We start from the raw sequence: 11,235 nt of genomic DNA, 5'->3' as shown, positions 1-11,235 counted from the left end.
TCCTCGAGGCGCTGCGGGCGGGCGAGATCGGGGTGGGGTTGGTCCAGTCGACCGACCCGGTGCTGTATCCCGACGACATGGTGGTGCTGGACGACGACGAGGACGCCATCCTGGCCCAACACCTCGTCCCGGTGTTCCGCAAGGGCTCGCTCTCGGAGGACCAGTTGGCCCTGGTCAACCGGATCAGCGGAGAGCTGACCACCGACGACGTCCGGGAACTGCTGCTCGGGGTGGAGTTCGGGACGTCCACCCCGACCGCTCTCGCCGACTTCTGGCTCGACTCCCACGACTACTGACCTGCTCCGGGCCGCCGCCCGTCTCCGGGCGGCGGACCCAGTGCCCCGGTGGGGGGCGACTGATCGTCGCCGGGGTTCACCCCCCGGCGACGATCAGGCGAACGCCTCGTCCACGAGCGCCTTCTGCTCGACCGCGTGGACCTTGCTCAGCCCGGTCGACGTGGCGGCCATGGCCCGCCGCGACACCCGCTTGATCGCGGGGAACTCCGGGATGACCTCCGGCAGGTTGAGGGCGAGGAAGCTCCACGCGCCCTGGTTGGCCGGTTCCTCCTGCACCCACCGCACCTCGGAGAGGTTCGGGTAGTGCCCGAGCGCTTCGCGCAGTCGGCGGAACGGGATCGGGTGGATCTGTTCGAGCCGCACGATGGCGATGTGCTCGTGGCCTTCCTTCTCCTGGCGGGCCGCCAGCTCGTAGTAGAGCTTGCCGGAGACCAGGAGCATGGTCGTGACCTTCTCCGGGTCCTTACCACCGTCGACGAAGGTGGGATCGTCGAGAACCGAGCGGAACTTGCCCGTCGTGAAGTCCTCGAGGGCGCTGACGGCCTTCTTGTTGCGCAGCATCGACTTGGGGGTGAAGACGATCTGCGGACGCTTGATCCCGTCCGTGGCGTGACGACGCATGAGATGGAAGTAGTTCGCGGGTGTCGACGGCTGCGCGACCGTCATCGACCCCTCCGCACACAGCTGCAGGAAACGCTCCATGCGACCCGACGTGTGGTCCGGTCCCATGCCCTCGTGTCCGTGGGGGAGGAGGAGGGTGACCGAGGACTTCTGGCCCCACTTGGCCTCGCCGGAGGAGATGTACTCGTCGATGATGGTCTGGGCACCGTTGACGAAGTCGCCGAACTGGGCCTCCCACAACACCAGCGCCTCCGGGTCCCCGACCGAGTATCCGTACTCGAACCCGACGCCGGCGAACTCGGTCAGCGCCGAGTTCCACACCTCGAAGCGGCCCTCGGCGTCCTCGAGGTTCTGCAGGGGCGAGTACGGCTCCGACGTGGTCTTGTCGACCACCACGGCGTGGCGCTGCGTGAAGGTCCCGCGCTGCGAATCCTGCCCGGCCAGACGCACGGTCCGGCCCTCCTGCACCAGCGAGCCGATCGCCAGCAGTTCGGCGAACGCCCAGTCGATGTTGCCGTTGTAGGCCATCTTCTGGCGCGCCTCGTAGACCGGCTTGACCCGCGAGTGGATGTGGAAATCCTCCGGCAGGTTGCCGAAGGCGTCGCCGATGGCGTGGATGACCGACTCGTCCACCGCCGTCACCAGGCGTTTGGGCAGCGGCTGGTTGGGCAGGATCGACTCGGAGGCCTTGACCGGGTGCTTCTCGAGCTCACGGACCTCGTTGAAGACCCGCTCGAGCTGCCCCTGGAAGTCGCGGAGGGCGTTCTCCGCCTCCTTCTCGGTGATGTCGCCGCGGCCGACCAGATCGTCGGTGTAGGACTGCCGGACGCTCTTCTTGGCGTCGATGACCTCGTACATCCGCGGTTGCGTCATCGACGGGTCGTCGGCCTCGTTGTGCCCGCGGCGGCGGTAGCAGACGAGGTCGATCACGACGTCCTTCTTGAACTGCTGGCGGAAGTCCATGGCCAACCGGGCCACCCGCACACAGGCCTCGGGATCGTCGCCGTTGACGTGGAAGATCGGCGAGCCGATCATCTTGGCCACGTCCGTGGCGTACTGGCTCGACCGGCCGGCCTCCGGCGCGGTGGTGAAGCCGATCTGGTTGTTGACGACGATGTGAATCGTGCCGCCCGTGCGGTAGCCGTCGATCTGGGAGAGGTTCAGGGTCTCCGCGACCACGCCCTGTCCGGCGAACGCGGCGTCACCGTGCAGCATGAGCGGCACGACCGGGTACTCCGCGCGCCGTTCCGGGTCCTCGATGAGGTCCTGCTTGGCGCGCACGATCCCCTCCAGGACGGGGTCGACGGCCTCGAGATGCGACGGATTGGCGGTGAGCGAGACCTTGATCTCGTTCTCCCCGAACATCTGGTACTGGATCCCCTCGGCGCCGAGGTGGTACTTGACGTCCCCGGAGCCGTGAGCGGCCGAGGGGTCCATGTTCCCCTCGAACTCGGTGAAGATCTGGCGATAGGGCTTGCCCACGATGTTGGCCAGCACGTTGAGACGCCCGCGGTGCGGCATCCCGATCACGACCTCGTCGAGGGCGAACTCGGCGGCCTCGTCGATGACGGCGTCCATCATCGGGATGACCGACTCCGCACCCTCCAACGAGAAGCGCTTCTGACCGACGTACTTGGTCTGCAGGAAGGTCTCGAACGCCTCGGCGGCGTTGACCTTCGACAGGATGTACTTCTGCTCGGCGACCGTCGGCTTGTCGTCGACGCCCTCGAGCCGGTCCTGGATCCACTGACGCTGGTCGTTCTCGAGGATGTGGGTGTACTCGATGCCGATCTTGCGGCAGTACGCCGCGCGGAGCGCCGAGAGGACGTCGCGCAGACGCATCTTGTCCTTGCCGACGAACCCGCCCACGGAGAACTTCCGGTCCAGGTCCCAGAGGGTCAGCTCGTGCGAGTTGACGTCGAGATCCGGATGGAAGGTCCGCCGACGCTGGGCGTGCCGACCGTCCAGCGGATCGATGTCCGCCATGAGGTGACCGCGGTCGCGGTAGGCCGCGATGAGTTCGAGGACGCGGGCGTCCTTGTCCACACGCGGGTCGGTGATGTCCTGGCGCCACCGGACCGGCTCGTAGGGGATGCCCAGGACGTCGAAGATCTCGTCGTAGAACTCGTCGGCGAGCAGGAGGCGGTGGATCTCGCGCAGGAACTCGCCGGACTCCGCCCCCTGGATGATCCGGTGGTCGTAGGTCGAGGTGAGCGTGGTGATCTTGCCGATGGCGTTGTTGGCCAGCTGTTCGTCGCTCGCACCCTGGAACTCCGCCGGGTACTCCATCGCGCCGACGCCGAGGATCGCGCCCTGCCCCGGGGTGAGACGCGGGACCGAGTGGACCGTGCCGATACCACCGGGGTTGGTCAGGGAGATGCTGACGCCCGAGAAGTCCTCCATCGTCAGCTTGCCGACGCGGGCGCGGGAGACGATGTCCTCGTAGGCGTCGAGGAAGCCGCGGAAGTCGAGCCTCTCGCAGTTCCGGATGGCGGCCACGACGAGGGTGCGCCCCGCCTTGGTCTTCATGTCGATCGCCAGGCCCAGGTTGATCCCGTTCGGGGTGACGACGTTGGGCTTGCCGTCGATCTCCTCGAAGTAGTTGTTCATGTTCGGGTAGGCCTTGACGGCCTGCACCATGGCGTACCCGATGAGGTGGGTGAACGAGATCTTCCCGCCGTGCGTGCGCTTGAGGTGGTTGTTGATGACGATCCGGTTGTCGATCATCAGCTTCGCCGGGACCGCACGGACGGAGGTGGCCGTGGGCAACGACAGCGACGCGTTCATGTTCTTGACGATGGCGTTCGCCGGGCCGCGGAGAACCTTGTTCTCGGGCTCCTCCGGCGGTGCGTACTCGGGTCTGGTGGTCCGTTTCGCGGCCGGGGCGTCGTCCTTCTTGCGCTTCTCGGTCGACCGGACCGGGGCGGGCACGCCCTGACCGCGGGCCTTGCGCGCGGGGGTGCTGTCGTCGGCGGGCTTGGCGGCCACGTCCTTCGCCGAGGACTCCGGGGACACGTCGGCCACGGTCAGTTCGGAGGTCTTCTGGGTGTTGGCGTCGGGGGTGGCGTTGTCGCCCCCGGATGCGTCGGCGGAGACCTTCTTGCCCTTCTTCCCGCCACCGCTACCGTCGCCGTTGTTCTTCCCACCGGTTCGTGTGTCACCCCCGTCCGACGCCGGCCCGGCTCCGGACGAGCCCTTCGACGCATCGCGGCCGGTGGCTGCCCCGGGGTTCGCGTCGAAGAACTCGTGCCAGGACTCGTCCACTGAGGAGGGGTCCTTGGAGAACCGCTCGTACATCTCGTCGACGAGCCACTGGTTCTGTCCGAACTGTGAGACGGTTTTGCTCACGATGTTGTGGTGCCTTCCTGATTTGTGGTGGGTTTCACACGCGATGGACCCAGGCTAGACCTTCCGCGCGTTCGGGGCCTTCCGATCTCACCTGACAGGGGGATGCGGCGTCCGGATGGACGGCGCTCAGCTCGTGGGCCAGCTGTCGGGCGGGGTGCCGAAGGTGGTCGCCGCCGCGTTGACGACGGTCCGGCCCAGCCGCCGGTTACCCCAGCCGCCCACGGCCGCGCCGATACCGGCGGGGGCCAGTTTGCCCATGGCGAGGGTGGCCCTCTTGACGGCGAACTTCCGGGCGAACCGGGACACCATGCGCCGGTTGACCTCCTTGAGGCCGGGGAGACCGAGCGACCTTCCGGCGAGTGATCCGCCTGCGGAGGCACCGCCGTTCGTGCTCACCGCGTTGGCCAGGATCGCGGTGCCCGATGCGCCGAGCATCACGGTCATGACGAGCAGCTCCTCGTGCTCGCCGAGCTTGACGTCGATGCCGTGCACCTCCGCGACGGCCAGGGTGTAGAACGCCGCGGCTTCGATGAACACCAGCGACTCGGCGCCGATCGCGCCGAACGCGAGCACGGTGCCCACCCCCGGCACGGCCGCCGTCGCCCCCACGGCGGCGCCGGACGCGGTGACGGCGGTGAGGAAGCGGGAGTCGAGCCGCTCGCGGATCCGTGCCGGACTCTCGTCGGGGTGGCTCCGGCGGAGCGTGCGGACATAACCCTTCGCGGCCCCGGCCTGGCTCCGAATCGCCTTGCGCAGGGCCCCGGTGGCGATTCCTGCGAGCGGACCGGAGACGTCGGTTTCGGCGGGGACGCGTTCTGGCACGGGAACTCCTCGAGGGTGGTCGCGACAGGAACGGCTGACCCTGTCCGTCACCCCACGGTACGGAGATTCAGGTGGTCCCGCCTCCTACGGCAGGACCTGTTCGGTGTACTGGTTCGCGAAGATTCTGTCCGGGTCGAGTCGGTCGCGTACCGAGACGAAGTCGTCGAAGTGAGGGACGGTGGCCGAGAGGTCGGCGGCGGTCCTGGTGTGCATCTTGCCCCAGTGGGGCCGACCGTCCGCCGCGAGGAAGATCTCCTCGGCCGACCGGAAGAGTTCGGTGTGGTCCATCTGGTGGAACTGGTGGACCGCGACGTAGCAGACATCCCGCCGGTAGGCGGTCGACAACCACACGTCATCCGCCGCGGCGAACCGCACCTCGACGGGGAACGGCGTGACGACGCCGGTGCGGTCGATCATGTCGCGCAGGTCACCGAGCACGCCGGTGGCCGCGGCCACCGGCACCGCGTACTCCATCTCGCGGAAGCGCACCCGCCGCGGGGAGGCGAAGACCCGGTAACTGCGATCGGTGTACGCGCGGGCCGACATCGCGCGTGCGGCGACGCGGTTGAGTCGGGGGGTCAGCGTCGGCCGGCGTGCGGCCGTCCGGCACAGCGCACCGAAGGCCTCGTTGGACAGGAACTCGTCGGCGAACAGCTCGCGGATGCGGCCGAGGGGACGCAGGTCCGCGTCACCCGGCAACCTGGTGTTGCGTCTGACGGTGACGGCATCGGTGTGCGGGAACCAGAAGAACTCCGCGTGGTCGGCGGAGCTCGCGAAGCCCTCGAGATCGGCGAGTGCGGCCGTGAGGGTCCAGGGGTGTTCCTCGGCGCTCAGTGCGAACGCCGGCACGCAGTGAATGGTCAACTTGGTGATGATCCCGATCGCTCCGATCCCGAGGCGGGCCGCCTCGAACACGTCGGGATCCGCCTCGCGCGAACAGTCCAGGACGGAGCCGTCCGCCGTGACGATCTGCAGTCCGACCACGGTGGCCGGCAGGCCGACGGCGGTGCGGCCCGTGCCGTGGGTGCCCGTGGACACCGCGCCCGCCAGCGATTGCTCGGCGAAGTCGCCGAGGTTCGGCTGGGCGAGCCCGAGGTCCCAGAGCAGAGGGCCGAGCCGGTGGAGTCGGGTACCCGCCCAGACGGTCACGTCCGCCCCGTCGACGTTCCCCTCGGGATCGCGGGTCGGGACGATCGACTCGATCCCCGTCAGGTCGTCGAGCGAGATCAGCACCCCGTCGGTCGCTGCGGCGGGGGTGAAGGAGTGTCCGGCACCCACGCACTTGACCCTGGAGCCGCGCTCGGCGGCCGCGGTCACGACCCCGGTGACCTCGGCGACCGTCGTGGGGTCGGACCGGCCCGACGGCGAGGCGAGAACGTTTCCGGCCCAGTTGTGCCACCGCGTGGTCGAGGTCGTCATGGGTGCAGAGGCTACCTCCCGGGGCGGGTCCCGGGGCCGATCTGGACAAGAGACCAGATGCAGGTTCGGTCGCAGGCCGGGCGTGAGGTGTAGTGCGCCCGTCGCCTCGTCGTCGTCGTACCATGGACGAGTGACCAGACGCCTGCCATCCGATCAGCGCCGAGCGCAGCTCCTCCGGGCCGCCCTCGAGATCGCCGAACACTACGGGCTCGGAGCGGTGACCGTCCGCGGTGTCGCGGAGCGCGCCGGCGTCTCCCTGGGAGTGGTGCACTACTGCTACACCGACAAGGAGGAACTCCTCCGCGAGGTGATCGGTGCGGTCAACTCGGAGGTCCACCAGGCGGCCAGGGCGTTCATCAACGTCGACTTCGGCTCGGGCGCCCTCGGCAGGGAGGGGCTGCGCCGGAGGCTCTACGAGGCCATCGACCTGATCTGGGCCGTCATCTCCGCCTCTCCGGACCGTCAGCTCCTCACCTACGAGATCGTCTCCTACTCGCTGCGCACACACGGGTCACCGGAGATCGGTCTGGCCCGTCATCAGCAGGAGTCCAACGAGGAGATCATCCGGTCCGTCCTCGAGCGGACCGCACAGTCCGCGGGTATGCGCTGGGGCATGGGACTCGACGAGATGGTCGGTGTCGTCGAGGCCACGGTCGCGGGGATCGGGTTGCGCTGGCAGATCTGCCGGGATGACGACGAGGCGATCGCTCTCCTCCACCGGGCGGTCGACCTCGTGGTCGCGGACGCGCACCCGATCGACGGCGACTAGGTCGACCCGGTGAGGGTAGAGGGGGTGACCGGGACCATGTCCGGACGCGCGAGCGACGCCGTGGAGGCGGTCGACGTCGCCACCACCGGGCTCGACGCACCGCTCGCGGCGCTCCACCTGCCCACCCTGCGGACGAACCTCGCCGATCTCCGGCGCCGGGCGGGCGGGACACGGATCCGCATCGCCAGCAAGTCCGTGAGGTCGCGCGGTGTGCTCGAGGAGGTCCTGGGCCCGGGGCTCCGCGGCGACGAGTCGGTGCGCGGGATCATGGCCTACTCGCTCGCGGAGGCCCTGTGGCTCGTCGAGGCGGGCTGTCGAGACGTCCTGCTCGGGTACCCCTCGGTCGACCGTGGCGCGCTCGGTCGGCTGGGCGCGGATCCGGCCGCGCTCGGGGCGGTGACGCTGATGGTCGACGACGAACGCCATCTGGAGATCGCCCGGGAGTCGGGTGCGGGCGGCGCGAGGGTGTGTGTCGACGTGGACGCCTCGCTCCGGTTGGGGCCGCTCCACCTGGGTGTGAGGCGGTCCCCGCTGCGGAGTCCGGTCGACGTGGAGCCTCTCGTCCGTCGCGCCGTCGACATGGGCTTCAGGGTGGTCGGCGCGATGTTCTACGAGGCGCAGGTCGCCGGCGTCCCCGACGACGTCCGGGGCGTGGGACTGGTCAAGCGCCTGTCCATGCGCCGTCTCCTGGGAGTGCGTCACGCGGTCGCCGACGTGATCGCCGGGCTCACCGGCGAGCGGCCGGAGATCGTCAACTCGGGCGGATCCGGTTCGATCGCCGAGAGCGCAGCGGACCCGGCGGTCACCGAGGTGACCGCCGGATCCGGTCTCTTCGTCCCCGGGCTGTTCGACCACTATCGGTCGTTCACCCCTCGCCCCTCGCTGTTCTACGCCCTGCCCGCCGTCCGCACCCCGGCGCGCGGCCTGACGACGTTCCTCTACGGCGGGTACGTGGCCTCCGGGGCGCCGGGGCCGGACCGGTTGCCGGTCCCCGCCCTCCCCACGGGGTTGCGCTACCTCGGCAGGGAGGGCGCCGGCGAGGTGCAGACCCCGGTTCGGGGGGACGTGGCGATCGGGGACCGCGCCTGGTGGCGTCACGCGAAGGCAGGCGAGGTCTGCGAGCGGTTCGACACGCTCCACGTGGTGGACGACACTGCACAGGGGTCCGCGGTGGTGGACCGCTGGCCCACCTACCGTGGGGAAGGGAAGTGCTTCGGATGACGGACACCATGCCGATGACCGACGAGATGCGGGCCCTCCTGCACTCCGAGGCCGTCTCGATCACCGCCGACCTCGTCTCCATCGACTCGACCAACACCGGCGACCCCGCCTCGATCGGTGACGGCGAGACCCGCGTGTGCCGACGGATCGCCGAGTACCTGGACGAGGTGGGCATCCCGAGTGAACTGGTGGAGTCCGTGCCCGGCCGCGGCAGTCTGTTCGCCCGGGTGGACGGGTCCGATGCCGTCGCCGGAGGCCTCGTGGTGCACGGCCACGTCGACGTCGTGCCCGCCGTCGCCGAGGACTGGTCGGTCCCGCCGTTCGCGGGGGAGATCCGTGACGGCTGGCTCTACGGCCGGGGAACCGTCGACATGAAGAACATGATCGGCATGATCCTGGCCGTCGTGCGCCACTACCGCCGGGAGGGGATCGTGCCGCGCAGACCCCTGTTACTCGCCTTCTTCGCCGACGAAGAGGCCGCGGGGACGATGGGGGCACAGTGGGTGGTACGCGAACGCCCCGAGATCTTCGACGGAATGACCCACGCGCTCAGCGAGGTCGGCGGGTGGTCCGTCCCGGTGTCCGGACGTCGGCTCTACCCGATCGCGGTCGCCGAGAAGGGCGTCGCCTGGGCTCGGGTGAGCGCGAAGGGCGCCGCCGCCCACGCGTCCCGTCCGACCCCCGACAACGCCGTCGCCGCGATCGCCGGTGCCGTACACCGGGTCGCGAGCCGCCACTTCCCCGTCGCACCGACGGAGGCCAACACCGCCCTCGCCTCCGCGGTCGGTGAGCTCGCCGGGACGAGTGGCGACGTCGCGGACCTGCCCGCGCACCTCGGCGTGCTCGGGCATTTCGGCCCGTTGGTGGAGGCGTCGCTCTCGCACACCGCGTCGCCGACCATCCTGTCCGCCGGGTACAAGACCAACGTCATCCCCTCCGAGGCGTTCGCTGAGATCGACTGTCGCGTACTGCCCGGGGGAGAGGAGACCTTCCGCGCTGAGATCGAGGCCGAGCTCGGGCCCGACGTCGCGGTCGACTGGATCTGGCAACCGCCGATCGCCGCGCCCGCGGACGATCCGCTGGTCTCCGTCATCCGTGAGGCGGTCCTGGCGTCCGACCCCGGAGCCCTTGTCGTCCCGTACCTCCTGCCGGCCAGCACGGACAACAAGCACCTCGCTCCTCTGGGGATCCACGGGTACGGTTTCGTCCCGCTGAGGGTCCCGGACGAGTTCGACGTCTTCGGCCACTTCCACGCCGTCGACGAGAGGGTCCCCGTCGACGCCCTGCACTTCGGCGCGGACGTCCTCGCCCGGGTGCTCCGGTCGGCGTGAGAGGACCGTTCTCCGGAAGGCGTCGGACCGCGCAACCGCGGACCCCGTTACCCGCGGATGTGTGGGTGCTGGTCGCCGCCGCGTTCGCCGTGGCGGTCGGCTACGGTCTCGTCGCCCCCGTGCTCCCGCAATACGCGCGGAGCTTCGACGTCTCGGTGACCGCCGCGTCGGTGGTCGTGAGCGCCTTCGCCTTCTTCCGTCTGGTGTTCGCCCCCGCCGGTGGGTTCCTCGTGGACCGCCTGGGCGAACGCTGGGTCTACATGTCGGGCCTGCTCATCGTCGTCGTGTCGACTCTGGCCACCGGTATGGCCCAGTCCTACTGGCAGTTGCTGGTGTTCCGGGGGCTCGGGGGGCTCGGGTCGACGATGTTCACCATCTCGGCCATGGCGCTGCTCACCCGCCTCTCACCCCCCGGCGCCAGGGGACGTATCGCCGGTCTGTACGCCACCGCGTTCCTGATCGGCAACATCGGCGGGCCGGTTCTCGGCGGGTTGCTCGCCGGGTTCGGCATGCGGGTGCCGTTCTTCGTCTACTCCGTCACCCTGCTCGTCGCGACCGGGGTGGTGGCGGTGTTCCTGCGAGGAGGGCGCCGGCCCTCGGCGGACGACGGGATGCCCGAGCAGGAGGCGCTCCCGGTGCGGGAGGCTCTACGCGACAGCGGATACCGCGCCGCGCTCGTGTCCAGCTTCGCCAACGGGTGGAGTTCCTTCGGCGTGCGCGTGGCGATCGTCCCACTCTTCGCCGCCGCGAACTTCGACGCCGGCGCCGGTGTCGCCGGCACCGCGCTGGCCTCCTTCGCCGTGGGCACCGCGGCCGTCGTGTCGGTGGCGGGGTGGTTGTCGGACAGGTACGGACGACGACCACTGGTGATCGGTGGACTGGTGGTCTCCGGGGTGTCAACGCTGGCGCTGGGCTGGTGCGATACGGTTCCCCTCCTCGTGGCGGCCTCGGTCGTGGCGGGAATGGGCGCGGGGGTGCTCAATCCCGCGCAGCAGGCCTCCGTCGCGGACGTGATCGGTGCGGATCGCGCAGGGGGTAAGGTTCTCGCGACCTTCCAGATGGCGAGTGATTCCGGAGCGATCCTCGGTCCGGTGCTGGTGGGCCTCGTCGTGGACGGGTTCGGCTACACCGCCGGATTCGTGCTCTCCGGGGCGCTGCTCCTCGCCGCGGTGGTGCCGTGGGTGTTCGCCAGAGAGACGCATGAGCGCCTCGGCCGGGACGGCGACGGGGGAGTGACCAGCGCCGCGGTGTCGCGGACGGGGTCGTCGACGCCGTAGCATGAGTCTTCTCATGAGCAACGACAACGAGGACCGTACCGCCACTGCCGGCGACGAGGTCGAGACCGCCGCCAGCGCCCCAGACACCACCGAGCCCGCAGCAGAGCCCGTGGCCGAGCCCGCCGCAGAGC

General features: G+C 69.6%; 8 protein-coding genes. 5 read left to right on the top strand and 3 right to left on the bottom strand.

Translation table 11 applies throughout. The features are described from left to right. Positions 1-296, top strand: a 296-nt coding sequence (locus tag IY392_RS05795) for a glycine betaine ABC transporter substrate-binding protein (RefSeq protein ID WP_304511140.1), incomplete at its 5' end; no start/stop codon positions are given. A 93-nt stretch (positions 297-389) separates the two neighbouring features. On the opposite strand, the gene IY392_RS05790 is transcribed toward IY392_RS05795, so the two are convergent. From IY392_RS05790 to IY392_RS05780, 3 genes are all read right to left on the bottom strand, one after another. Next, positions 390-4,265, bottom strand: a complete 3,876-nt coding sequence (locus IY392_RS05790; RefSeq protein WP_231750278.1) for a multifunctional oxoglutarate decarboxylase/oxoglutarate dehydrogenase thiamine pyrophosphate-binding subunit/dihydrolipoyllysine-residue succinyltransferase subunit — start codon at positions 4,263-4,265, stop codon at positions 390-392. A gap of 126 nt (positions 4,266-4,391) precedes the next feature. Continuing rightward, positions 4,392-5,087, bottom strand: coding sequence for a hypothetical protein (locus tag IY392_RS05785; RefSeq protein ID WP_194860750.1), 696 nt, complete (start codon positions 5,085-5,087; stop codon positions 4,392-4,394). A gap of 84 nt (positions 5,088-5,171) precedes the next feature. Then, positions 5,172-6,506, bottom strand: a complete 1,335-nt coding sequence (locus tag IY392_RS05780; RefSeq protein WP_194860749.1) for a D-arabinono-1,4-lactone oxidase — start codon at positions 6,504-6,506, stop codon at positions 5,172-5,174. A 130-nt stretch (positions 6,507-6,636) separates the two neighbouring features. Here IY392_RS05780 and IY392_RS05775 point away from each other — a divergent pair, with 130 nt between their 5' ends. From IY392_RS05775 to IY392_RS05760, 4 genes are read left to right on the top strand one after another with little or no spacing between them, the layout of a single operon-like run. Next, entirely contained in the window at positions 6,637-7,275 is a 639-nt protein-coding gene (locus tag IY392_RS05775) for a TetR/AcrR family transcriptional regulator (RefSeq protein ID WP_194860748.1), read from the top strand. A gap of 36 nt (positions 7,276-7,311) precedes the next feature. Continuing rightward, complete coding sequence (locus tag IY392_RS05770; RefSeq protein WP_107758126.1) at positions 7,312-8,496, top strand: alanine racemase; 1,185 nt, start codon at positions 7,312-7,314, stop codon at positions 8,494-8,496. After that, the gene (locus tag IY392_RS05765) at positions 8,493-9,827 is read left to right on the top strand and encodes a M20/M25/M40 family metallo-hydrolase (protein ID WP_194860747.1); all 1,335 of its coding nucleotides are present in this window, start codon (positions 8,493-8,495) and stop codon (positions 9,825-9,827) included. Before IY392_RS05770 ends, IY392_RS05765 begins: the two co-directional genes overlap by 4 nt. Further along, a complete protein-coding gene (locus tag IY392_RS05760) occupies positions 9,824-11,104 on the top strand; it encodes an MFS transporter (RefSeq protein ID WP_231750277.1) in 1,281 nt (426 codons plus the stop codon). Before IY392_RS05765 ends, IY392_RS05760 begins: the two co-directional genes overlap by 4 nt. Positions 11,105-11,235 lie beyond the last annotated feature (131 nt).

Source organism: Dietzia sp. SYD-A1, from assembly GCF_015356725.1.
Classification (GTDB): domain Bacteria; phylum Actinomycetota; class Actinomycetes; order Mycobacteriales; family Mycobacteriaceae; genus Dietzia.
The sequence above is the reverse complement of the archived record's forward strand: the minus strand, read 5'-3'. Positions and strand labels throughout refer to the sequence as shown.